At 41.8% G+C, this 24,619-nt stretch carries 24 protein-coding genes; 5 read left to right on the top strand and 19 right to left on the bottom strand.

The genetic code is table 11. From position 1 onward, the window contains the following. Positions 1–401: 401 nt before the first annotated feature. The 3 genes from ACWQ4X_RS08970 to ACWQ4X_RS08960 form a co-directional block, all read right to left on the bottom strand. Positions 402–1,337 carry an FAD-binding protein gene (locus tag ACWQ4X_RS08970; protein ID WP_457903389.1) on the bottom strand — a complete coding sequence of 312 codons (936 nt, stop codon included), beginning with the start codon at positions 1,335–1,337 and terminating at the stop codon, positions 402–404. 17 nt (positions 1,338–1,354) lie between these two features. Then, complete coding sequence (locus tag ACWQ4X_RS08965) at positions 1,355–2,107, bottom strand: electron transfer flavoprotein subunit beta/FixA family protein (RefSeq protein WP_100240977.1); 753 nt, start codon at positions 2,105–2,107, stop codon at positions 1,355–1,357. Between the two features lie 506 nt (positions 2,108–2,613). Continuing rightward, positions 2,614–3,219: a LysE family translocator gene (locus ACWQ4X_RS08960; RefSeq protein WP_100240976.1), complete on the bottom strand. Its 606-nt coding sequence runs from the start codon at positions 3,217–3,219 to the stop codon at positions 2,614–2,616. 114 nt (positions 3,220–3,333) lie between these two features. On the opposite strand from ACWQ4X_RS08960, the gene ACWQ4X_RS08955 reads away from it, so the two are divergent. Beyond that, positions 3,334–3,828, top strand: coding sequence for an Lrp/AsnC family transcriptional regulator (locus ACWQ4X_RS08955; RefSeq protein ID WP_100240975.1), 495 nt, complete (start codon positions 3,334–3,336; stop codon positions 3,826–3,828). A 7-nt stretch (positions 3,829–3,835) separates the two neighbouring features. Next, complete coding sequence (locus ACWQ4X_RS08950; protein ID WP_457903388.1) at positions 3,836–4,396, top strand: GNAT family N-acetyltransferase; 561 nt, start codon at positions 3,836–3,838, stop codon at positions 4,394–4,396. Here ACWQ4X_RS08950 and ACWQ4X_RS08945 read toward each other — a convergent pair. From ACWQ4X_RS08945 to ACWQ4X_RS08910, 8 genes are all read right to left on the bottom strand, one after another. Continuing rightward, positions 4,376–4,744 carry a hypothetical protein gene (locus ACWQ4X_RS08945; RefSeq protein ID WP_457903444.1) on the bottom strand — a complete coding sequence of 123 codons (369 nt, stop codon included), beginning with the start codon at positions 4,742–4,744 and terminating at the stop codon, positions 4,376–4,378. The genes ACWQ4X_RS08950 and ACWQ4X_RS08945 overlap by 21 nt on opposite strands. Before the next feature lie 221 nt (positions 4,745–4,965). Beyond that, positions 4,966–5,889 (bottom strand): site-specific tyrosine recombinase/integron integrase, encoded by a 924-nt coding sequence (gene xerA, locus ACWQ4X_RS08940; protein WP_457903387.1) that lies wholly within the window; start codon positions 5,887–5,889, stop codon positions 4,966–4,968. Between the two features lie 10 nt (positions 5,890–5,899). Beyond that, positions 5,900–6,520, bottom strand: coding sequence for an alpha/beta fold hydrolase (locus tag ACWQ4X_RS08935; protein WP_457903386.1), 621 nt, complete (start codon positions 6,518–6,520; stop codon positions 5,900–5,902). Between the two features lie 102 nt (positions 6,521–6,622). Further along, the gene (dapF, locus tag ACWQ4X_RS08930) at positions 6,623–7,468 is read right to left on the bottom strand and encodes a diaminopimelate epimerase (protein WP_142769202.1); all 846 of its coding nucleotides are present in this window, start codon (positions 7,466–7,468) and stop codon (positions 6,623–6,625) included. Positions 7,469–7,481: 13 nt separating this feature from the next. Continuing rightward, positions 7,482–8,726 (bottom strand): diaminopimelate decarboxylase, encoded by a 1,245-nt coding sequence (gene lysA / locus ACWQ4X_RS08925; protein ID WP_457903385.1) that lies wholly within the window; start codon positions 8,724–8,726, stop codon positions 7,482–7,484. A gap of 23 nt (positions 8,727–8,749) precedes the next feature. After that, the gene (lptM, locus tag ACWQ4X_RS08920) at positions 8,750–8,974 is read right to left on the bottom strand and encodes an LPS translocon maturation chaperone LptM (protein ID WP_457903384.1); all 225 of its coding nucleotides are present in this window, start codon (positions 8,972–8,974) and stop codon (positions 8,750–8,752) included. 133 nt (positions 8,975–9,107) lie between these two features. Continuing rightward, positions 9,108–10,511, bottom strand: coding sequence for an amino acid permease (locus tag ACWQ4X_RS08915; RefSeq protein ID WP_457903383.1), 1,404 nt, complete (start codon positions 10,509–10,511; stop codon positions 9,108–9,110). Between the two features lie 307 nt (positions 10,512–10,818). Continuing rightward, positions 10,819–12,318, bottom strand: a complete 1,500-nt coding sequence (locus tag ACWQ4X_RS08910; RefSeq protein ID WP_100240968.1) for an alanine/glycine:cation symporter family protein — start codon at positions 12,316–12,318, stop codon at positions 10,819–10,821. A 350-nt stretch (positions 12,319–12,668) separates the two neighbouring features. On the opposite strand from ACWQ4X_RS08910, the gene radA reads away from it, so the two are divergent. From radA to tehB, 3 genes are all read left to right on the top strand, one after another. Beyond that, entirely contained in the window at positions 12,669–14,051 is a 1,383-nt protein-coding gene (gene radA, locus ACWQ4X_RS08905; RefSeq protein WP_161932518.1) for a DNA repair protein RadA, read from the top strand. 123 nt (positions 14,052–14,174) lie between these two features. After that, on the top strand, positions 14,175–15,149 hold the full coding sequence (locus tag ACWQ4X_RS08900) for a Tim44 domain-containing protein (RefSeq protein ID WP_457903382.1): 975 nt from the start codon (positions 14,175–14,177) through the stop codon (positions 15,147–15,149). Between the two features lie 133 nt (positions 15,150–15,282). Beyond that, entirely contained in the window at positions 15,283–16,146 is an 864-nt protein-coding gene (tehB, locus tag ACWQ4X_RS08895) for an SAM-dependent methyltransferase TehB (RefSeq protein ID WP_457903381.1), read from the top strand. A gap of 65 nt (positions 16,147–16,211) precedes the next feature. Here the strand turns inward: tehB and cysN are convergent, their stop codons facing one another. The 8 genes from cysN to glnA all read right to left on the bottom strand — a co-directional run bounded on the left by cysN (position 16,212) and on the right by glnA (position 23,963). Further along, positions 16,212–17,822, bottom strand: coding sequence for a sulfate adenylyltransferase subunit CysN (cysN, locus tag ACWQ4X_RS08890; protein ID WP_457903380.1), 1,611 nt, complete (start codon positions 17,820–17,822; stop codon positions 16,212–16,214). A gap of 45 nt (positions 17,823–17,867) precedes the next feature. Then, on the bottom strand, positions 17,868–18,776 hold the full coding sequence (cysD, locus tag ACWQ4X_RS08885; RefSeq protein ID WP_026441297.1) for a sulfate adenylyltransferase subunit CysD: 909 nt from the start codon (positions 18,774–18,776) through the stop codon (positions 17,868–17,870). Positions 18,777–18,990: 214 nt separating this feature from the next. After that, positions 18,991–19,203 carry a hypothetical protein gene (locus ACWQ4X_RS08880; RefSeq protein WP_100241077.1) on the bottom strand — a complete coding sequence of 71 codons (213 nt, stop codon included), beginning with the start codon at positions 19,201–19,203 and terminating at the stop codon, positions 18,991–18,993. A 103-nt stretch (positions 19,204–19,306) separates the two neighbouring features. Beyond that, on the bottom strand, positions 19,307–20,638 hold the full coding sequence (locus ACWQ4X_RS08875) for a lipase family protein (RefSeq protein WP_457903379.1): 1,332 nt from the start codon (positions 20,636–20,638) through the stop codon (positions 19,307–19,309). 107 nt (positions 20,639–20,745) lie between these two features. Further along, complete coding sequence (gene ubiA / locus ACWQ4X_RS08870; RefSeq protein WP_457903378.1) at positions 20,746–21,627, bottom strand: 4-hydroxybenzoate octaprenyltransferase; 882 nt, start codon at positions 21,625–21,627, stop codon at positions 20,746–20,748. An 18-nt stretch (positions 21,628–21,645) separates the two neighbouring features. Continuing rightward, positions 21,646–22,113, bottom strand: coding sequence for a chorismate--pyruvate lyase family protein (locus tag ACWQ4X_RS08865; protein ID WP_457903377.1), 468 nt, complete (start codon positions 22,111–22,113; stop codon positions 21,646–21,648). A gap of 68 nt (positions 22,114–22,181) precedes the next feature. After that, on the bottom strand, positions 22,182–22,457 hold the full coding sequence (locus ACWQ4X_RS08860; RefSeq protein ID WP_100241076.1) for a hypothetical protein: 276 nt from the start codon (positions 22,455–22,457) through the stop codon (positions 22,182–22,184). Between the two features lie 90 nt (positions 22,458–22,547). Continuing rightward, on the bottom strand, positions 22,548–23,963 hold the full coding sequence (glnA, locus tag ACWQ4X_RS08855) for a type I glutamate--ammonia ligase (protein ID WP_171334036.1): 1,416 nt from the start codon (positions 23,961–23,963) through the stop codon (positions 22,548–22,550). Between the last annotated feature and the right edge of the window lie 656 nt (positions 23,964–24,619).

Here is a 24,619-nt window from a genome sequence, read left to right as displayed (position 1 = left end):
AAAATTTAACCCAGAAAACTGAGCTAAAAAACTAAAATACAGCCGCGAATTTTAGCATATTTTATGCCTTTTAGGTGCGGATTTAGATGAGTTAATTTCGTTTGTTTTCCTTTATTTATCGGCTTTTTTTTAAACACTTTCTGCACAATATTTAAGTTGAAATATGTGCTTTTTCCAACGTCGTTCAATCACACACCAAACTCAAATTAAACTCTTGTTTTTATTATATTATTTACAATTTCAAGCTTCTACAGATATAGCTTAGCCTTTCTAGTTAACAAAACATATGCGTAACTTTCGTCCTGTTTCCATCCTTTCATCCTCTAATTCACATGTATCCAATAAAATTGAGGCAAAAAAAACGCCCTTTTCGGGGCGTTTTTAGAACAATTGTTCAGAAATTAGATTTTAGACACTAATTCAGGAACAACAGTGTTCAAGTCACCCACTAACCAGTAGTCAGCAACTGCATTGATTGGCGCTTCTTCGTCTTTGTTGATCGCAACGATCACTTTAGAATCTTTCATACCCGCCAAGTGCTGAATCGCACCAGAGATACCTACAGCGATATAAAGGTCAGGCGCAACGATTTTACCTGTTTGACCAACTTGCATGTCGTTAGGAACGAAGCCAGCATCTACCGCAGCACGCGAAGCACCTTGAGCAGCACCAAGCTTGTCTGCTAATGGATCAAGTACTTTGTGATAGTTCTCACCAGAACCTACACCACGACCACCAGAAACAACAATACGTGCAGCTGTTAATTCAGGACGTTCAGATTTCACGATCTCTTCAGCAACAAACTTAGAGATACCTGCATCTTTTGCTTCGCTTACCGCTTCAACCGCAGCAGCACCGCCTTCAGCAGCAACAGGGTCAAACGCTGTACCACGTACTGTAGCTACGACAATTGCTTCTTCAGATTGAACAGTAGCAATCGCGTTACCTGCATAGATTGGACGCTTGAATGTGTTTGCAGATTCAACAGCAATGATGTCTGTGATCATGCTGACATCAAGAAGTGCAGCAACACGTGGAAGAATGTTCTTACCCGTAGTTGTAGAAGCAGCCAATACGTGCTTGAAGCCACCTTTAGCAACGTCAGCAACTAAAGCTGCAACGTTTTCAGCCAATTGGTTTGCATAAGCAGCATTGTCAGCAAGTAATACTTTGCTTACACCAGCAACTTTAGCCGCAGCGTCAGCCACTGCTTGCGCGCCTGAACCTGCTACCAATACAGTGATATCACCACCGATTTTTTGTGCCGCAGCAACAACGTTTAAAGTTGCACCGTTAAGTGTCTTGTTGTCGTGCTCAGCGATTACTAAAATACTCATGATTTTATCCTTCTGTATTAGATCACTTTCGCTTCGTTTTTCAATTTTTCAACAAGCTCATCAACAGATTTCACTTGTACGCCAGCTTTACGGTCAGCAGGTGGTTCAACTTTAACTGTTTTAAGTTTAGTTGCTGCAGTAACACCGAAATCAGCAGGTGACTTAGTATCAAGCGGTTTTTTACGCGCTTTCATGATGTTTGGAAGAGCAGCATAACGTGGCTCGTTCAAACGTAAGTCAGTGGTGATGATTGCTGGAAGTGACAATTCAACAGTTTGTAAACCGCCATCAACTTCACGCGTCACTTGTACTTTGTCGCCATCAACTTTAACTTCTGATGCGAAAGTACCTTGACCTGCACCGAGAAGTGCACCAAGCATTTGACCAACTTGGTTAGAGTCGTCATCAATGGCTTGTTTACCAAGAAGGATTAATTGTGGTTGTTCAGCTTCAACAACACCTTTCAGGATTTTAGCAACTTCCAAAGCACCAAGTTGGCTGTCATCAGCTTCAACCAAGATACCGCGGTCAGCGCCAAGTGCCATTGCAGAACGAATTTGTTCTTGAGCTTCTTTAGGACCAATAGAAACAACAACGATTTCTGAAACAGTTCCTTTTTCTTTTAAGCGAACCGCTTCTTCCACTGCGATTTCACAGAATGGGTTAATTGACATCTTAACGTTAGTAAGGTCTACCCCACTATTGTCCGGTTTAACGCGAACTTTAACGTTGGCATCAACCACACGTTTTACAGCAACAAGAGCCTTCATGTAATCCTCGGCTGTTTTAGCAAAAGTAAATGTTGAGAAAAGTTAGATTAACTCTTCACTTAAAATTTTTTAGGTGTCCTATCTTGCAATGCGTATGGCATTTCGGTCAAGTCACAATTGCCGAATCGGCTGTAAAAATGCGTAAAAATGGCTGAACGTCGCGTTCAAAGTTTTATTTGCATACATTTCAATTCTAAAATAGCCTGACAAGTGTATTAATTTTAAACATTGATTTTTATTATTTTTTTACTTTATTTACTACATAATTTTTTCTGATCAATTGCTGGAAATTCGGCTTGATCTGTTGACTCAAGCCAGCCAGAAGGACTGCACAATGAAACAAATGACTTGTCAGTTTTGACAGAAACTTATTCCTGATTAAAATTTTATCCCCCTGCTATATCAAAGTAGCAGATCATTCCAACTGATTGCACCATTAGGGTAAATATCTACTTTAGAGAATACAAAAAAAGCATGCCAATCAAGAGCATGCTTTTTAATTTCAATTAATTGGCAATCAGCCAAGTGGCAGCCAGCATCAGTAAACCACCCGAACCAGCATCAATCCATTTTTGTTTTTTGGCATCTAGCTGTGCATTTGCGGTAATTTTAGCAATGACCATACTTAATCCACTATACACCACCAAACATAAGCCAATAAAAATAGACGATAAAATCAGACCTTGAGTGACCGTGTTTTCGGCCTGTCGAATAAATTGAGGCAAAATAGCAAAATAAATCAGCATGCCTTTTGGGTTCAGTAAAGCCGTTAAAAAGCCTTTCGTAATTGGACTACCCGCAGCTGCTTTAGGTACATGCAAAGTTTTGGTATTCAATACCGACTTTAACAAGCTAAACGCCAGATACAGAAGATAGGCAATCCCCAACCAACGTATAGTTTCAAACAGCACGGGAAAAGAAACAAGAATGGCGGCAATACCAACGGCAACCAAAACCGAATGCACCACATAGCCCATGCATACACCAAGCGTCGCCATCATGCCTGCTTTTACGCCTTTCGCCATCACTTGCGAAAATATAAACAACATGTCGGGCCCTGGGGTAAACACCAGAGGTAAAACAGTCAGCGCAAACAATAAATAAACAGACATATCCTTTTCCCTTCCGAATAGACTGAAAGTGAAAATTAGTATCTGCGAATTTATACAAAATAGGATTGCAAATATTCTATAATTAGATTTAATTTTCGAATTTAATTCTATTTTATGAAATCATCTTCCAAGAATATTTTAATCAAGCTTGATCGTATTGATAAAAGTATCATTCGTGCTTTGCAACAGAATGGCCGGATTCAAAATAATGATTTAGCCAAAGAAGTTGGTCTATCGCCATCTTCCTGCCTACGTCGAGTCAAATTGCTGGAAGAAGCGGGTGTGATTCAGAATTACACTACTGTGGTTGATCCACAGAAAATTGGTTTCCAACTGATTTTATTCTCACGCATTTGGTTGGTTGGACAAGATGCCGAAACCATTGATCGTTTCATTGAAGCCATGAAAGAACTACCGCAAGTGATGGAGTGCTATATTATTTTGGGTGAATGCGATGCCATGCTAAAAGTGGTCGTGCCCGACCTAGAAAGTTACCGCAAATTTCAGTCAACGCATTTGACCAAGAAAAATGGTATCACCAGTGTCAAAACCGATTTACCCAGTCAAATTATTAAACAAAGTTTTCAACTGCCGCTGGAAGATTTATAAAAATTTTATGCCAATACAACTCGAAAGTAAGCGCTTGATCTTAAGACCGTGGCAAGAAACGGATCGCTTGCCCTTTTATCAACTCAATGCTGATCCTGCTGTGATGCGCTATTTTCCAAATTGTTTGTCGCAAACCGAAAGCGATCAATTGCTGGATAAGTTTCAAGCATTGATTGAACTGCAAGGTTGGGGATTTTGGGCGGTCGAATTAAAAAATGAACAGCGTTTGATCGGTATGACGGGATTGCATCATCAGCCCGATCAATTTAACTTTTCACCTTGTACTGAAATAGGTTGGCGTTTTGACAAAAACTATTGGGGACAAGGCTATGCGACAGAAGCAGCACAATTGGCTTTGAATCTTGCGTTTCAAACTTTGCAGCTTAAAGAAGTTGTGGCTTTTACAGCGGCGATTAACCATGCTTCAGTAGCAGTCATGCAACGTCTAGGTATGTTGTATCGACAAGAATTTCTGCACCCTGCACTTACAGTGGACAGTATTTTGCAAAAGCATGTGCTGTATGCCATTCAGCAAGCCGAATTTCTCTCAAATATGCGCATTGCCTAAAAAGTCTCGATGTACATGACTCAATTCAATCAGTTCATAATCTGATAAATCAAAAATTTCCCACACCGATTGAAAGTCATCCGTCGTATCCATAATTGGAATATAGCTTGCAGAGACATTCCACGTGGTGCCATCCCAGACATAACACTTACGCGTATCCTGCTGCATCGCTTGTACCATACCAGAAGTATTAATGCCTTCAATCACCGAGTTTTCAGGCAACAAAGGTTGCACCTCAGGTAAGCAATACTCAATAAAATGTTTAATCTGGCGCAAACCATAGCCTGCAAAAATATCCTTTTGCACTTTATTTAGCTGATCATATTTTTCTTGTATGTTTAAAATCATGGTTTGCAATCCTCTTTCCATTTCGCTGTCCAAATCGCATTGGGTACTGACCTTCCTGTACCACATACTAAGCGACACTTATACTGCATCTTTGACTTTTTTATTATTCTACAATAGTACAAATATGTTCCTTTCATAGCTGTTACCCTTGAGTGGAGCAAGTTCCGTACCAAATAAAAAACATTCATCGGAATGATGGGCTTATATCTACACGGAAATTGTTACTGTTTCTTGAATTGGGCACGTGGATGCGCTTGATCATAGACATTGGCCAGTCGATCAAAATCGACATGGGTATAAATCTGGGTCGTGGTTAAATTGCTATGTCCCAACATCTCCTGCACCGCTCTTAAATCACCACTATTCGACAGCATATGACTGGCAAAACAATGTCTGAGCAAGTGCGGATGCAAATCTACACTGACACCTGCACGTTGTGCCTGAAACTTGACCCGATTTTCAATTTGTCGCGCCCCGAGGGGATTACCTTTACGGCTAATAAACACCTGTGCATCAGGCACAAAATCGCCATTCCATAGCGGATATAACTTAAGCCACTGCATTAATGCCAATTTGGCTTTGGAACCAAAAGGCACAACACGGGTTTTATTACCCTTACCTGTAATGCGTAATAATTGACGATTAAAATCAATGTCCTTAATTTTTAGGCTTTTTACTTCTGCAAGTCGCAAGCCACTGGAATACAGCAATTCCAGAATGGCTTTATCACGCAGCCATAATTCCTGATCCGATTCCTTTTCGGGCTCTGCTTGATCTAAAATCTGCTGGATGGTTTCAATATCGACCATACCAGGCAATGGTCGTGGTTGACGTTTTAACTGAAAATCATCGGAAGGGTTAAATTCAAGATACTGCCCTTCTTGTGCCCATTTCATAAATTGGCGTATGGCGGACAATAGCCGCTGCAAACTACTGGAACTGAGTTGCTGCTGTTCGACTTTGACTGCTAAATATTCACGTAGATCCGCTGTTTCTACATCCTGCAAAAGTAACTTTTTCTGTTCGCAAAACTGTAAAAAATCCCCCACATCACGCTCATAAGCCAATAAGGTGAGTTTGGACTGATTTTGTATTTCTCGTGCTTTCAGCCACATGACCAATAATTGTTGGGGTTCCGCAGACATAATACCCATCCTAAATCTTCACCAATCCATTGAACTGGGTTAAATACTGCTGAATGTGGACTGCAACGTCTTTAGCATATTGTTCTGCAAAAGCATGATCACCACCTTGTATGATATGTAGTTCAGCTTGCGAAAGTTTGTGCTGCAAAGCTTGACCGACTGCAACAGGGCTAATCGGATCCTGATCTCCCCATAACAACATCACTGGCATGTTAATTTTTTCAAGTTGCGGAGCTAGATCGATTTGAGCACTCACAAACCAGTCTGGATAATGTAAATACTGTTGTTGATAAGCACTACGCCAATCCTGTACCTGAAACCCAGATAAATCGATTCCACCTGAAGTCGCCAATAAGACCAACCCTTTGACCAAATCTGGACGTGCTAAAGCAGCTTGTACTGCAAAAATTCCACCCATCGACTGGGCAATCAAAATACATTCCAACTGGATCTGCTGCAAAACATAATCGGACATACTGGCAAAATCGACAACCGATGGCTGACTGGGTTCATCGCCAAAATCAGGGTAAGCAATCACGTGTTTATCTGTATAGTCAGGCAGAAGTTGAATCAAGGGATTCCAGAATGCTGTATTGCCCGAAGCACCAGGCAGAAAAATAAGTGTTGGCATGTATTTCAATTCATGGTTTTGATCTTTTTATGCAGCATAGCTGATTTTTAGCCATAAAAAAGCACCATCTTTCAGACAGTGCTTTTTTATATGAGCGAAGACTTAGCCTTGGAAATAACGGAGATCAATGCGTCCTTCATAGACATTGGCCGTTGGACCTGTCATCCACACCACATCACCATCTCGCCATTCAATTTGCAATTTTCCGCCCGCAAGCTCAATTTCAACCTGATTGGCCAATAAGCCACGGCGCATACCTGACACAGCAGCAGCACATGCTCCTGTACCACAAGCCAAAGTTTCACCCACACCACGCTCAAACACGCGTAAACGCGCATGCTTTTCATCAATGATTTGCATGAAACCCGCATTGACTCGTGCAGGGAAACGCGCGTGTGATTCAACTTGAGGTCCTATCGTAGCGACATCCGCAGTGATCACGTCAGGTACAATGGTCACCGCATGCGGATTACCCATATTCACCACATCAATTGTAAGCTGCTGTTGATTGGCTAATTCGAGGTCATACAAGTTTTCCGGCTCGTCTGCCAAGAAAGGAATTTCTTGTGGCAAAAACTTCGGATAACCCATATTAACGCGTACCCAGCCATTCGGACCCAGTTCAGGTTCAACAATACCCGCTTTGGTTTGCACTTTAATTTTGGTTTTAGTCGTCAGTTGGCGCTCATGTACAAAGCGTGCAAAACAACGCACTCCATTACCACATTGCTCAACTTCAGAACCGTCGGCATTAAAAATACGATATTTAAAATCTGCTTCAGGCACATCAGGTGGTTCAACAATCAGTAACTGGTCGAAACCAATACCAAAATGACGGTCAGCAAGACGTTGAATCGTCAGCGCATCTAAATAAGCACGCTGACTAATCAAATCAATTACCATGAAGTCATTGCCTAGACCATGCATTTTAGTAAATTCTAAAAACATTCTGAGTGACTCCTTAAGGTAACAAACGCTCTTTTTCCCACAGGGATTCTACAGTTTCACGCTCACGAATCAGATGTGACTCAGCAGCATCCACCATCACTTCAGCGGCACGTCCACGCGTGTTGTAGTTTGAACTCATGACAAAACCGTAGGCACCCGCACCCAAGACGGCCAAGGTGTCATTTTCACGTAACGCTAAATCACGTTCTTTACCTAAGAAATCGCCAGTTTCGCAAATGGCACCGACCACATCCCACTGTAAAGTTTCTACATCTGTACGCGGCGTCACAGGTTGAATATCCATCCACGCTTCATACAAAGCAGGACGAATCAAATCATTCATTGCCGCATCGATAATGGCAAAGTTACGGTGATTGGTCGGTTTTAATAAATCGACTTTGGTCACCAGTACACCTGCATTGGCAGAAATACTACGACCTGGTTCCATATACACTTTTAAACCTAACTTTTCTAAAGCAGGTTTCATTGCATTGGCATATTCTTCTACAGTCGGTGGGACTTCATCTTTATAGGTCACTCCCAAACCGCCACCAATATCGATGTGCTTGAGTTGGATACCTAAATCTTTTAACTGTTCGATCATCAGCATGACGCGATCTAAAGCATCGACAAAAGGTTTGGTTTCGGTCAATTGTGAACCGATATGACAGTCTATCCCGACAATCTCTAAATTCGGCAAACTCGCTGCATATTGATAAGTTTCAAATACAGTGTCCGACGGAATACCAAATTTGTTTTCTTTTAAGCCTGTCGAAATATAAGGATGTGTTTTCGCATCCACATCTGGATTCACGCGTAAAGAAATCGGCGCTTTTTTATCTAAAGCCGCTGCCACTTTCTGAATCCGATCTAATTCCGCATGAGATTCAACATTGAAGCAAGCAATACCGACTTCTAAAGACTTTTGAATATCCGCTTCAGTTTTGCCTAAACCTGAAAACACCACTTTAGACGCATCACCGCCAGCAGCCAGAACACGTGCCAATTCACCACCGCTGACGATATCAAAACCGCAACCTAACTTGGCTAACACATTGAGTACCGCGATATTTGAGTTCGACTTTACCGCAAAACAAATTTGATGATCGATAAAATCAAACGCACGATCCATATCTAAAAAATGCTTTTCAAAAGTTGCTTTTGAATACACATACAGTGGCGTGCCATATTGCTCTGCAAGCTGTTCTAGGGAACACTGCTCTGCGTGCAATACCCCATTAATGCGGGTAAAACTCATGAAGATGTCCTTTCAGTGACAAGTTAAGGTGTAGAGGTTTTCGATTCGGTAGTCGCCTGTTGGTCGGCTGGTTCAGTCGTTTGGACTCGTTCAGTTTTTTGACCAGACTCTACGTTTGGATATAACAAATATTTTGCACGTTTGTCATAATTTGGATCGCTTGGTAATTGTAATGCTCCCGATTGACCACAACCGATTAATGAAGATCCCAATACCAATACACTTATGCAGCAAATGACGCGACGCATCTGACCACCTATCTCAAATTTTAACGAAGTATAACCCGATCAACGCGTTGACCAAAGCATTAAACGCTAGAGATTATCGCCAGACATAAAAAAACGCCAGTATTGAACTGACGTTTTAACATACAACAAAAGATTATTTATATTTCGGCTTGTAGAAACCAAAATAACCAATCGCAAGAATAATCAACCAGATTGGGCTGACCATTAATGCCTTCATGGTATCCGGCTCTAATGACAATACGTAAATCATACCGACAAAGAAGATAATCCCGACCCAACAGGTAAAAGGTCCACCTGGTAATTTAAAGGTCGATTTGGCATGTAACTCTGGGCGAGTTTTGTAATACACCAAATAGCTCCACAAAATGATCAACCAAACCAAGATAAATAGAATGGTGGAAAGCGTGGTCGCTAAAGTAAAAGCTTCTACCGTATTCGGTACAAAATATTGTAATGCCGCGCCTGCCAGTAAACAGATTGCTGAGAAATACAAGGCATTTGCTGGAACAGCACGCTTGTTCAAATGACCAAACGCTTGTGGACCTTGTTTCTCACGTGACAAACCGAACAACATACGGCTGGTCGAGAATACACCACTGTTCATGGAAGACATGACCGAAGACAGCACCACCAAGTTCATGATAATCGCTGCTGCCGCAATACCCGCTTGGCTGAACAAGTTTACGAATGGGCTCACGTCTGGATTAATCTTATTCCATGGTGTAACTGACATCACGATGATGAGTGCGAACACATAGAAAATGATGATCCGGATTGGAATCGAATTGACGGCTTTGGGTAAGTTACGCTCAGGGTCTTTGGTTTCAGCAGCCGTTGTTCCTACCAATTCCACCCCAACAAAGGCAAAAATGGCAATCTGGAAGCCTGCCAAGAAGCCTTCCATGCCCGTCGGGAACATACCGCCATTTGCCCATAAATGGGTAAATGATGCAACTTCGCCCGATGTCGAGGTAAAGCCTGTGAAAATCATCCACAGACCAACCACAATCAACACCACAATTGCAATGATTTTGACCAGCGCAAACCAGAATTCAAGCTCACCAAACAGTTTTACCGTCATGAGGTTCAAACCCATGATGAACACAATAGCAGCAACACTGATCATTGCCCCTTCAATAGGGCTAAACGGCAGTCCATTATTGAAGAACTGTAAGTAGTAGATAATGGCAGACAAGTCCGCAATACCAATGGTGATCCAACACAACCAGTAGGTCCAACCCACAAAATAGCCCGCCCAAGGACCAATCAGGTCCGTGGAAAAATCAATAAATGACTTATATTTCAGGTTGGATAATAGTAATTCGCCCAATGCACGCATGACGAAGAACACCATTAAACCAATGATCATGTAGATGAATAAGATCGAGGGACCCGCCAAACTAATGGTTTTCCCCGAGCCCATAAATAAACCTGTACCAATTGCCCCACCAATGGCAATCAGTTGTAGATGTCGATTCGACAAACTACGATGAAGTTCGCCCTGTGCGGCTGACTCATTCGAGTTTTGATTTAACATCGTGATAGAAACTCTCTATTAATCCTTTAAGATTTTTTAACCAAATTAATCCAAATTACACATTTGCACTATTTTTAAGCATGCCTTCGCTATGTAAGTTTTTGGGTCAATCTAAGCTAAACAACTTTATCTGTATCGTTCAGCATTCACGCCTCATACAATTAGCGCCGATAATACGCACAAGATTGGAGCAATACAATGCACTTTTTTGACACACCAGTTCTTATAAATCCCAAGCATTAAAATAAAGAAAGCAGCCATTTCGGCTGCTTTCTTAAGTTTTACTAAATGCTAGTATGGAAACTTTCTATTGTTTGTTCTGTTGTTTCTTTAAACGTTCTTCCCAGTAAGTCGCATTACGAATGCCCAATTTAACAGGATCAAAGGTAAACTGCTTAACACCTTCTTTTTGTTGACGTTCATAATCTTTCAATGCCTTCATGGTTGGCTTCCAAACAAAGTAGGTCAAGATAATACCGATAATGTTGATCCAAGCCATTAAGCCCACGCCAATATCACCCACGCCCCAGATATAACCCGTTGCACTGATTACACCGTATGCTACTGAAATCATGATGAAACATTTAGTGATGAACAATAATGACGGTGTTTTGGTGATATAGCTTAAATACGCAATATTGGTTTCAGCAATGTAGTAGTAGGCAACAATCGTGGTGAAAGCGAAGAAGAAGACCGCTAAAGCCACGAAGATTTGACCAAAGCCACCAAACACCGTGCTGACTGCCATTTGAGTAAATGCAGGAGAACCAATTTCAACCGTTGCTGCCACGTTTTGAACAATAAATTGACCCGCTTCTAAAGTACCCTGAACGTTATACATGCCTGTGATAAGAATCATGAATGCTGTAGCAGAGCAGACGAATAAGGTATCTACATAAACCGAGAATGCTTGAACAAAACCTTGTTGAGCAGGATGTTCTACTTCTGCTGCTGCTGCTGCATGCGGACCTGTACCCTGACCCGCTTCGTTAGAGTAAACACCACGTTTTACCCCCCAACCAATTGCCGCACCAATACCTGCCATTGGCGTGAACGCATCAGCAAAGATCAGTTTAATTACACCAGGAAGCTCATGAATGTTAATCACAACGATTACAATCGACATGAGGATATAACCTGCCGCCATAAATGGAACGACAAATTCAGCAAAGCGCGCAATACGCTTAATACCACCAAAAATAATGATGGCCAATAAAGTCAGAATCACCACTAAAGCGAGTAACTTGTATGCACCTAAGTTACCAAAAATAATGGTACCTTCACCTGTGATTTGGGTAAATGCATTACCCACGGCATTGGCTTGAATCCCCGGTAGGAATAAACCACAAGAGATAATTGCCGCAATCGCAAATAGAATACCTAACCAACGTTGACCTAAACCTCTATCGAAATAGAATGCGGGTCCACCGCGGTATTGACCTTGATATTCAACTTTATAAATTTGACCTAGGGTAGATTCAACATATGCAGTACTGGCACCCAAAAATGCCACTACCCACATCCAAAATACTGCACCAGGACCACCAAAACCAATTGCAGCAGCAACACCCGCAATGTTACCTACACCAACACGACCTGAAAGGGAAACTGCTAACGCTTGGAACGATGAAATCCCTTGCTCTGAGGATGAACCACTAAATAATAATCTTGCCATCTCTTTCATTTGGCGCACTTGCACAAAGCGCGTCAAAATAGAGAAGAATAAACCTGCCCCCAAACATAGATAAATTAGAGCCTTGCTCCAAATAATACCATTTACCCAATCAACAATTTCTGCTGCACTCATAGACATCAACCTTTTATATAATTTGAAAATGTAGCAACCGCTTTATTTTCATTTGTCTGAGCATGAGCAATATCTATGCCATTCAAGATCTGTGTCATGACAAGAAATGTACAAATGCTCAAACACCTTCCTTGGAAAAAGTGAACTGAACGAATATCTTGACTCAAAAACACACTGTTTCTTACTTGTAAAAGTCTTAGATCATGTTATTTTTCTGAGCACTTCCCTTTAACCAGTAAATTACGACAAACAGCTTTGCTTCTTATTCCTTAAGAATTACACCAACTGTATTAAGTAGTTTTCGTAATCACTATTTTTATCTAATTTACAGATTATTTTCAATTTTATTTATGGCAAAAATTAAAACTGTATATCGCTGCGAACAATGTGGCGCTGACCATTCCAAATGGGCTGGACAATGTTCCGAATGCGGAGAATGGAATAGTCTGGTTGAAGTACGAATGGAACCTGCCATCACGCACCGCGCTCAACCGAAAATGGGCGGCGGTTATGCAGGACAAGCCGCGAGTGTAACCACCTTAAATCAAGTATCTGTTTCACATGAAACTCGCCTCGCCACAGGTATTGGTGAATTTGACCGTGTACTGGGTGGCGGTTTAGTGACAGGCTCTGTCGTCTTGATTGGGGGTGACCCTGGGATTGGTAAATCGACCATCCTTTTACAAACCGCAACCTATATGGCGGCTGCCAAAAGTTCAGCCCTCTATGTAACCGGTGAAGAATCCTTATCTCAGGTCGCACTCCGTGCACAGCGCCTAGATTTGCCAACCGATCAACTTAAAGTCATGGCTGAAACCTGTGTAGAGCGAATTTGTGAGGTATTGGCACATGAACGCCCAGCCGTTGCCATTCTCGACTCCATTCAAACCCTGTACACGGAAACTCTGCAATCTGCCCCAGGCGGTGTCTCACAAATTCGTGAATCTGCCGCCTTACTGACTCGTTTTGCAAAAAACAGCGGGACTGCACTGTTTATTGTAGGTCATGTCACTAAAGAAGGTGCACTTGCAGGACCACGTGTGCTTGAACACATGGTCGACTGCGTACTGTATTTTGAAGGTCAATCTGACTCGCGTTATCGCATGATTCGTGCAGTCAAAAACCGTTTTGGTGCAGTCAATGAACTCGGTGTGTTTGGCATGACCGATAAAGGCTTACGTGAAGTAGCGAATCCTTCTGCCATTTTCCTGAGTCGTTATGATGAAGCCATACCAGGTTCTATCGTGATGATTAGCCGTGAAGGCACACGACCATTGTTAGTCGAAGTCCAAGCCTTGGTGGATGATGCACATGGACAACCGCGCCGCGTTGCATTAGGCTTAGAACAAAATCGTTTAAACATGCTACTCGCCGTGATGCATCGCCATGGTGGGGTGCAAACCTCTGGACAAGACGTCTATGTAAACGTGGTGGGTGGTTTAAAAATTACCGAAACAGGCTCTGACTTGGCTGTCCTTTTGGCTTGTGCTTCCAGTTTAAGGGGCAAAGCCTTACCACAACAATTGGCGGTTTTTGGTGAAGTTGGTCTGTCAGGTGAAATTCGTCCTGTGCCAAATGGTCAAGAACGCTTAAAAGAAGCCATTAAACATGGTTTTAAATACATTATTGTGCCGCGTGCCAATGCACCACAAAAAGCAATTGCAGGCGTACAAATTATTGCGGTTGCCCGATTACATGAAGCTCTTACCGAAGCCATGAATCTTGCAGAGTAATTTAACTGGCTGTTCAAATTTAACTGTGCAAAATTAAACAAAAAAATTGCTTTTTCTTATTGAAAAAAGTGACAAATGCCTGCATAAATACAGGGCTATTTATCATTTTTATAGGAAAATTGAATGGAAGTTCGACAGCGTAGTTTAGTTGCAGGTATTTTAGCAGCGATGTTATTGGTTGCACCTTTGGCCGAAGCTAAACGTGCAGGTGGTGGTAAAAGTCATGGCATGAGCCGTTCAGCGACACCAACACAGTCTTATCAACAACCTCGTCAAGCTACACCTGCTCAACAACCTGTTGCCCCTGCAACTGCACCACAAAAATCTGGTCCAGGTGTAGGTAGTATGGTTGCTGCGGGTGTTGCAGGTGCTGCCGTAGGTGCAGTTGCTGCAAATGCGCTTGCAGATGACCGCCCAGCGAGCCGAGCTGAAGCCGTCCAAGAAGAAAAAGGCGGAATTCCAGGCTGGATCTGGATTCTTCTCGCTGCTGCTGTTGCCTTCTTCATTTTCCGCAAGATGGGCGCAAAAAAAAAACTAACATCCACTAACCCGTATGCACCAAATCATGGTGGTCAAGCAGCATCGCCATTTGGTCAAGCACCTGCAGCACCGCGTGCATCAACAGACAATACCAATATTTTTGGTCAATCTGTAGGTGGCGGTGCCGCAACTCAAGCACCTGTGAATAACGCGCCATTCGGTGCTGCCTATACCAACAGTGGCAATCAACTGCCTGATGGTACTGAGCCAGCCGCTTTCTTACGTATTGCACGTCAACGCTTTAATCATATTCAATCAATGAATACTGCGAGCAATATTGAAGAAATTCGTCGTTATTTAACCCCAGACTTATACCAGTCGATGTATAACGACATTATGGCGAACCGCGATCAAGATGTTGCTGAGTTTTCTAACTTGAATGCCATGGTGATAGATTCTGCGACTGAAAATGGTCAATATGTGGTGAGTGTGCGCTTTACAGGTACAGTGAGTGAAGACCTGAACAGTTTGCCGCAGCCATTTGCTGAAATTTGGCATTTTGTTAAACCTGCAGGTCCTAACCAAGACTGGTTGGTTGCAGGTATTCAACAAGCTTAATCATTAAATTTCATAAAAACAGCGACTTCGGTCGCTGTTTTTATTTGTCATCGAATCAGGCTAATATCAAATCAAGAATATGAATAAAAGCTCTTTCTCGCTGAGATAAAGCAACAAATTACAGGATCTCTATATGCAATCTCTCGTTTGTTATAAAACCCTTCCCGTTTGGAAGTACGACAGCATTCCCACCACCTTTCAGCAAGCTCACAATACCAAACAAGGAACTTGGGCAAAACTCCATATTTTGAAAGGTGAACTCGACTTTGCCATGCTAAGTGAACAGGGTAAGGTCATATCAAATCATCATTTTAACGTGGTCGAGCAGCCCCCTTTAATTGAACCTCAAGCTTGGCATCGTATCGTGGCATTTAGTGATGATATTGAATGCCAGCTCAGCTTCTATTGCCAAGCCGATCAATTGTTCACCCAGAAATATCAACTCACTCCGACCCATTCAGAAATTTTAGCCGCTCAACCGTATTTGCAGGGTGGAAATGCACTGGATGTGGGCTGTGGTTCAGGGCGGAATGCCCTATTCTTAAGTCAACATGGCTTTGAAGTGGATGCATGGGATGTGAATGCGCAAAGCCTGCAACGCTTAGAACAAATTATTCAGGCTGAGCAAATCACCCATATTCATACCCAACTGCGGGATTTGAATCTAAATCAACAGATTGAAGATCAATACGATTTCATCTATTGCACCGTCGTGATGATGTTCTTACAAGCAAATACTGTCTCACCGCTGATTGCACAGATGCAACAAGCCACCAAATCAGGCGGATTTAACTTGATTGTCTGTGCGATGGACAGTGAAGATTATCCTGTCCAGCCCGACTTCCCTTTCAGCTTCAAAGCGGGCGAGTTAAATGCACTTTATCAAGACTGGACGATCCTCAAATATAATGAAAATGTCGGTGAGCTGCACCGTACCGATGAACATGGACAACGTATTAAACAACGCTTTGCCACGCTGTTTGCACAAAAGAAATGAGGCTTAAATATGAATTTTAGCCCATAAAAAAACCCGCCATCTGGCGGGTTTTTTAATATTGGATCTTATAAACGAACCAATTTTACGATTTGTTCTGCAAGCTCTTCAGCTTGTTCTGCTGTTAAGCTTACATCCGTTGCATCCGCAAGGTCAGTAATCACCACCACACCAGTTTCACGCAACAATGCCACTTGCTCAGCGGTTAAACCTGCTTTCGCAATTGCAACCACACCTTGTTGAATCAACAAGCTTTCTAGGACTTGTGCTTGTTCAAGTGCTTTTACAGTTACCGTTACTGTCGCAGGTTTTTGACCTAAACGTGCAGCACGGTCTTCAGCAGAAACAGGGTTTGCATGTGCAGTCCATTCAACCGCAGCTTCAACCATACCTGCACCAACCGTCACATTGCTTAAACGGTCAATAAAGATAAATGAACCTGTATAGCGGCTGTCTTGGTAGCAGTCAAACACCACTGGTGCATCAAATTCAACGGTTAAGTCTGCAATCGCATTTAACTCTAACTGTTCAACTTGGGTATGCTCAAGCGTATTCACATTCACACGGAAATTAATTGCCGTGACTTTTGCAGGAACCGTTTGCGTACCAATTTTAACGTTGTACAACTTGCCTTTTACCAGCGGTTGGTCATTCATCCAAACCACGGTTGCACGTACACTACGTGATAAAGATGGCTCTTCACCCGCTTTTACTAGCACGTTACCACGAGAAATATCAATTTCATCGTTTAACGTTAAAGTAACTGCCTGACCAGCAATCGCGTGCTCCAAGTTACCGTCATAAGTCACGATTTCTTTAACAGTCGACTTTTTACCTGAAGGTAATGCCACAATTTCATCGCCAACGTGCACTTCACCCAATGCGATTGTTCCGCAGAAACCACGGAAATCAAGGTTTGGACGGTTGACGTATTGCACAGGGAAACGGAATTCGCTCTTGCTTGAATCACGAGTAATTTCTACAGATTCCAAGATGCTCATCAAGGTTTGACCTTGATACCATGGTGTATTTGCAGAAGCGTTGACCACGTTATCGCCATTCAAAGCAGAAATTGGCACAAACAGAATATTGCTTGGCTTACGATCTAACTGGCTCACAAACTGCTGGTATTCTTCTTGAATTTCGCCAAAACGAGTTTCAGAGAATTCCACCAAGTCCATTTTGTTAATCGCAACAACAATGTTCTTAATGCCCAACAAGCTCGCGATATACGTATGACGACGTGTTTGAGTTTGTACACCATAACGTGCATCAATCAAGATGATTGCAAGGTCAGCGGTAGACGCGCCTGTTGCCATGTTACGCGTATATTGCTCATGCCCTGGCGTATCCGCGATGATGAACTTACGTTTTTCTGTAGAGAAATAACGGTAAGCCACATCAATGGTAATGCCCTGCTCACGTTCTGCTTGCAGACCATCCACCAATAACGCAAGGTCAGGTGCATCACCCGTTGTGCCGACTTTTTTACTGTCGCGGGTTACCGCTTGTAATTGATCTTCATAGATCAATTTTGAATCATAGAGTAAACGTCCGATTAAAGTACTTTTACCATCATCGACGTTACCGCACGTCAAAAAGCGTAATAAGTCTTTTTGTTCATGCTGTTTTAAGTAAGCCAAAATATCTTGGCTAATTAATTCTGATTGATGAGACATTGCTCAAACTCCACAAATGCTTTGAAACCGAATGCTGAGTAACGCTTAGAAATAGCCTTCTTGCTTTTTCTTTTCCATAGAGCCAGCTTCATCATGGTCAATCATACGACCTTGACGCTCTGAGCTTGTCGCGAGCAACATTTCTTGAATAATTTCAGGTAAGGTATTCGCTTCTGACTCCACTGCACCTGTTAATGGGTAACAGCCTAAAGTACGGAAACGTACCGATTTCATTTGTGGAACTTCACCTTCGTGCAAACGCATACGTTCATCATCAACCATGATGAGTGTACCGCTACGTTCAACCACTGGACGTTCAGCAGCAAAGTACAATGGAACAATTGGAATCTGCTCCAAATAGATGTACTGCCAGATGTCCAATTCTGTCCAGTTTGATAATGGGAACACACGAATACTTTCGCCTTTGTTCACTTTACCGTTGTATAAATTCCATAATTCTGGACGTTGGTTTTTAGGATCCCAACGGTGTTTATTATCACGGAAAGAATACACACGCTCTTTGGCACGAGATTTTTCTTCGTCACGACGTGCGCCACCAAAAGCAGCATCAAAACCATACTTATCCAGTGCTTGTTTTAAGCCCTGAGTTTTCATGATATCCGTATATTTTGAGCTACCGTGGTCGAATGGATTAATGCCCGCATCTCGACCTTCTTTGTTTTGATGTACGATCAAATCAAAGCCATGGGTTTTCGCCATGTTGTCACGGAATTGGATCATTTCCTTGAATTTCCAACCTGTATCTACATGCAGTAGCGGGAATGGAAGCTTGGCAGGATAGAACGCTTTCAAGGCAAGATGCAGCATTACAGCTGAGTCTTTACCAATAGAATATAACATTACCGGATTTTCGAATTCGGCAGCTACTTCACGAATAATGTGAATACTCTCAGCTTCAAGCTGTTTAAGATGAGTAAGTCTTTCCTCATTTATTGACATCGACAACACCGATTACTAATTCGTGCTTATTACACATTCAACAATTGATATTCATTATAGAGATTTACTATTCACAGTTATTGCTTGTTTTATTATATTGATATGCAAAATTATCATATAAAGCATAACTAATAATAAGTATTAGTTTTCAAGCTATAGTGAATCTCTACCCGTTCAAATGGATTGCAAAATCTGGGAAGATTTTAGCCTATTCACTTTTTGCTTGCGAGGCAGCTTCGCGCTGTTGCCTTAATTCAACTCGCTTTTGAATTTCTGCACGCTCGAGATCATATTGCTTTTTATTCTCTGCATCACTTTTAGCCGCTAAAAGTGCCATTCCGAGAATAAACACTGGAATGAGCAGCCCAAATGCCATGAGTTTCCAAGGCATCGGTTTTTTATTCACTTCAGGTTGGTTCATACGCAATAACTCAAATCTAATATCTTTTAAACGCGCAACAATATAACAAAAAAGAGCCTCAATGATGAGACTCTTTTTCAACCAAGTAATTTCTTAAAAGAACTTAAAAATTACCCGTACATTGAGGGTTTGAGCTTGCATCCAATATTGATGAATCTGGTGTCACATTGGTTTTGGCAGGCATATTCGCTTGAATAAAACTATATACTTCTTGATTGCGGCAGACAATCGCTTGCGTATGAGAAGCACCGATCACTGGATCGAGAGTGACGCTTGGCGAACCCAATGCCTGTAAATTCTCAACCAATGCCTTGGTAATAGGATAAGGAACATTGGTATCGGCTGTACCTTGCACGACATATACAGGTTTATCAATGCGTTTCGTTGCAGGCTGGTTATTAACCAAGAACTTTTGTACTGTTTCATTTGTCGCAAAAACCGTACTGTCTAAACCTGGATAATCCATGACTTTTTGATCAGGATTATCAGTCAAATACTGAATGATATCTGCTTTGAACTTTTCAATTAAGCTAAGGCTGGCATCATTTTCATTATCCAGACATAGTCCATTATCCCCTGTTGTACCTTCTGCATATTCAGAAAGTGATTTTGCCCGAGATTGGAAAATATCCTGATAATTGAAACGCGGCTCATACGCTTTAATACCAACGCCAGTTAAAGCCGCATATGCCAACAAGGTGGCATAGGTATCAACCGATGTACGGTATGCCAAAGGAACATTTGCAGCAATTTCTTGTGCCTCGATGTTCGCCAAGGCAGCAGGTGCAACTTCTAAAATAATTTTACCTAAACTTGAAGCAGGCGCTCCTGCAACTGCGCCTTTATAGCTTGTATCCGTATTTGCATATTCTGCCGTCCCCAAAGAAGCATGTCCGCCTTGTGATTGTCCGACTGACATCCAATCACCATTCAGTTGTTTTCCATAATGGTCCTTGGCAGCCTGTACGGCAGATAAAGCTGATTTAGCTGCACTGGATAAATTGAGATATGGGTGAATCCCTGGTGTTCCTAGTCCCTCATAGTCTGGTGCCACAATCACATATCCTGCAGCCAACAAACTTTCTGCTAAAATTTTGAAACGCGGATGAATTAAGTTATTACTTGGGGCACAACTATCTCCAACACCCACCGTTCCATGTTCCCAAACAACCATCCGATAACCATCTGCAGGTTGAGTAACTTTAGGAAATAAAACCATCGCTGTTGCTTGTGCTGTCTGCCCATGTACATTTTGCATGTTATAGGTCATGACTTTTATTGAGGCAGCAGCATCTACAGTATCTTTGGAATATACACTTTCAGAAACATAAGTTTGCTGCTGAGCTGTTGGGGTATCATCATCGTCATGACAGGCTGTTAAAAATAGACTAGAAAATGCAAATGTCAGTGCCAACGCTATTTTTGTGCGCTTCATAAAATGTCCTTTTTATGTTTGTTGTTGTATGCACGAAACTACATGCCAATTCATTAAGGCATAAAAAAAGTGCCCTGTATAGGACACTCTTTAACCTTGCAGTCATTTTAAACAATTAATTCTAAAAAGATTCCTGCAAAAATCAGCATTCCCACCCAGCGATTGTGACGAAATGCCCAAAAACAAATTTGCGGATTACGATCTTTGGTTTTGATCGCTTGGTAAATAAAATCAGCAGCAACAAGTAGCAATGCCAACAAACCAAATGGCATCAATAGCTGCTCCAAATACAAAGCACCGCCAATTAGCACCAAGCTTAATACCTGCAATAACCCGATGATCTGAATATCATATCGTCCGAATAAGATTGCCGTGGATTTCACCCCGATTTTTAAATCATATTCACGGTCAGTAATCGCATATTGAGTATCATACGCCACGGTCCACGCCAAATTACCAAAATACAGTAACCAACAAGTTAAATCTGGTGTTACCCCAACTGCGGTATAACCCATTGGAATTGACCAAGAAAATGCTGCACCCAAAAATACCTGTGGTAAATGAGTGTAACGTTTCATGAATGGGTAAATAAAGGCGAGAAACAAGGCACCAAAAGACCAGTAAAAGGTCTCAATCGGTAAAAAGAACAACATACAAGCACTGGCTAAAACCAAGACCAAAAACACATAAACTGCTTCTTTGGCACTGATGATACCAGTCGCTAAAGGGCGCGTCTTGGTACGTTCGACATGCGCATCGACTTTACGGTCAGCAAAATCATTAATCGCACAACCTGCCGCACGCATAAATATGGTGCCCAAAATCATGGGAATTAAAATCCCCAAACTCGGTATGCCCTTATTGGCAATCCACATTGCCCACATGGTTGGCCAGAACACCAATTCCGTACCAATGGGTTTATCAAAGCGACATAAATAATAATAAGCTTCTAAGCGTTCACGCCAAGTAATCTGTTGCACCGTAGCCATGAAAATCCTTCAAAAATTTCACAATTTGGTTTTGCGAAGATACTGCTGAAATGCAGGTAAAAATGTTTCTTGCACAATAAATTTGCAACCATGCCAAGTATAACAACTTTGTCGTGTCCACCCCTCATCAAGCCAGATCACGCGACGCTCACATTTTGGCTCGGTTCGATCAAACAAGAACCAACCAATTGGTTTCGTGCCAATATGCTTAAATATTCTGGCACGCCCCTGCAAACTTTGAATCGGAAAAATACTTTTAGCTTTGACCCACGGCTGCTTTTCACATCCATATAGATAGCTTTCACGCACCCATGAAGTGTGATGCAATGGCACTTGCATCCATGTCGCATCGATAAAATTCAATCGTTGAAAATGTTCTTTAACTGGCTTAACGCTAAACTGCCCATCCGCAACACCGGTTAACTGTTGGGTCAATGAACCCGATGCATGCAGCCATGTTTTCAGTTCCGCTGGAATTTGCTGCATAAATTTACCTACGCAATCGCTCTGTCAAATCTGTGAGCATTGATCTAACTGATTTTAAGAATGATGCTTTAACCATTATCTGTTTTTGCAATAATTTCGAATTGACCATTGGGCAGTTTTTGCAAAATAAATCCTTCCGCACTGATATAAAAGCTTTGGGGATAAGCATAGTCCAAAGCCATTTCAGGACTTTTAAGACCTAAAAACTCAACCTGCTTATAACCTTCAGGTGTCCTTGCGACTTCGACATAGACCACAGGTGAAAAATTTAATTTAAATCCTTTGCTATGATCTTTTGCATCGACCCAAGGATAAAAGCCTGTTTGTTTTTTCCGCTGTGCCATAATTTTAAAGACTAAATTTCTATGTGCAGCCATGATACAAAAAAAACCCGCACAAGGCGGGTTTTTTTACAGTCATTCTTCTCGAAAGAATTACAAGCTGTAGTACATGTCAAATTCAACTGGGTGAGTAGTCGTGTTAAGACGACGTACATCTTCAGTTTTAAGTTCGATGTAGGCATCAAGCATTTCTTTAGTGAATACACCGCCTTTCAACAAGAACTCGTGGTCCGCTTGAAGTGCTTCAAGCGCCATGTCTAGGCTATGAGCAACTGTAGGGATTTTTGCTTCTTCTTCAGGAGGAAGGTCATACAAGTTCTTGTCAGCAGCTTCACCTGGGTGAATCTTGTTTTGAATACCGTCGATACCCGCCATTAATAATGCAGCGAAACCTAAGTACGGGTTCATCATTGGATCTGGGAAACGAGCTTCGATACGCTTGCCTTTAGGGCTAGAAACGTAAGGAATACGGATAGAAGCAGAACGGTTACGTGCTGAGTAAGCAAGCATAATTGGTGCTTCGAAGTGTGGTACTAAACGCTTGTACGAGTTTGTAGAAGGGTTAGTAATTGCATTCAATGCACGAGCGTGCTTGATCACACCACCGATGAAGTAAAGCGCCATTTCAGAAAGACCAGCGTATTCATCACCAGCAAACAAGTTCTTGCCATCTTTAGAGATCGACATGTGAACGTGCATACCTGAACCGTTGTCACCTACCATTGGTTTAGGCATAAACGTTGCAGTTTTAGCATATTGGTGCGCAACGTTCCAAACTGCATATTTGAACTGTTGTACTTCGTCAGCTTTACGAACCATCGTGTTGAAGCTTACACCAATTTCTAATTGGCAAGATGCAACTTCGTGGTGATGTACTTCTACACGACCTGGACCCATGATGTCTTCGATCTTGTTACACATCTCAGCACGCATGTCTTGAGAAGAGTCAACTGGAGGAACTGGGAAGTAACCGCCTTTAACACGTGGACGGTGACCAGAGTTACCAGCTTCGTAATCTTTGCCTGTAGACCAAGCAGCTTCTTCAGCGATTAATGTATGACGAGCGCCAGACATATCGATGTCCCACTTCACTTCGTCAAATACAAAGAATTCTGGTTCTGGACCAAAGAATGCAGTATCACCAATACCTGTAGATTTTAGGTATTCTTCTGCACGGCGAGCGATAGAACGTGGGTCACGGTCATAACCTTGACCAGTTGATGGCTCAATAACGTCACAAGTAACAACTACTGTAGGCTCAGCGAAGAACGGGTCGAGAAAACCAGTTTCAGCATCTGGGCGTAAAATCATGTCAGACGCTTCGATACCTTTCCAACCAGCAATTGAAGAACCGTCAAACATTTTACCGTCTTCAAATGTATCTTCATCAATTGTATCTGCTGGGTAAGTTACGTGCTGTTCCTTACCTTTAGTATCAGTAAAGCGGAAATCGACCCATTTTGCGCCACTTTCTTGGATGAGTTGAAGGACCTTGTTCGCCATGCTCATTTTGCTCCGATGATTTTTTGTTGCACCTGTGAAGTGCGTGTTAGTAGTTGGCAGTTATAAAGCAATTCTCATACCAACTTTGTAAAAGCAAAGCTAAAACATTGAATTATTTATCAGAATGCAAGATTTATAAACTTTGCTTTGAACCTATTATACTGTTAGAAAATTGAAATGCACCATATTCAAACATTTTCATTTTCACGTTTAAAACTATCACACAAAAAGATCCAAAAGAGTGCATTTTTAGGTAAATGATATAATGCAGTGCATTTTTTCAGGGAAGTTTTAACTTTTTATATTGGTTTTATGATGATCATTTTCATCATTTATCAATAAAACTTATCCATTATATCAAATTTGATTTTTTTCCTGCTTCTGCTCAAGACTTTTGATGCAATTCACACCGTCTTAGGCAAAAATCCCCATTTAAAAGCAGTAACCATCGTGAAAACTTGCACCACTTTATTGCTATACACTGGTACTTCTCTGATGGCTTATTTATTTACTGTAAAAGTGTGATCTCGAAAGACATCATCACCAATAAAGCCAATAATCTTAAATCCCTAAAAATTCGTTACATTTATAGACAAGCGGATTATTTTGACCAATACTACAACAAACTTTGATCAATCAAGGTGTATAAAAATACAACACAG

Source organism: Acinetobacter sp. NigerLNRRAM0016 (assembly GCF_054112845.1).
The sequence above is the reverse complement of the archived record's forward strand: the minus strand, read 5'-3'. Positions and strand labels throughout refer to the sequence as shown.